This is a genomic window from Vibrio sp. 10N.286.48.C11, from assembly GCF_041469805.1.
Taxonomy (GTDB): domain Bacteria; phylum Pseudomonadota; class Gammaproteobacteria; order Enterobacterales; family Vibrionaceae; genus Vibrio; species Vibrio crassostreae_C.
Genome location: NZ_JBFRLK010000149.1, coordinates 1 through 278, shown reverse-complemented (window position 1 = coordinate 278; position 278 = coordinate 1). Strand labels below are relative to the sequence as shown.

The 278-nt window shown below is 50.0% G+C and carries 1 protein-coding gene; it reads left to right on the top strand.

Annotation, left to right across the window (positions count from 1 at the left end; translation table 11 throughout):
* Positions 1–278 (top strand): transposase (locus AB4209_RS22250; RefSeq protein WP_372057419.1); only part of this gene is annotated, 278 nt, incomplete at both ends.

The following is a 278-nucleotide window of genomic DNA, read 5'->3' as shown; positions in this document are numbered from 1 at the left end:
GCTTATGATGGTCTGCATCACGTCACCAATGTAGGGTGCTTAGCGCATGCTCGTCGCAAGTTCATGGATGCTAAAAAGCTTCAAGGGAAAGGTAAATCAGGCAAGGCTGATAAGGCGCTGGCTAAAATCCAAAAACTCTACGGGATAGAATCACGCTTAAAAGGTGCGCCTGCCCAAGAGCGAAAAGCAGAGCGTCAAGCGCTTGCCAAGCCGATACTGGATGAGCTTTACCAATGGATGACGACCCAGAAGGTGATTGGCTCTAGCCCACTAGGCAA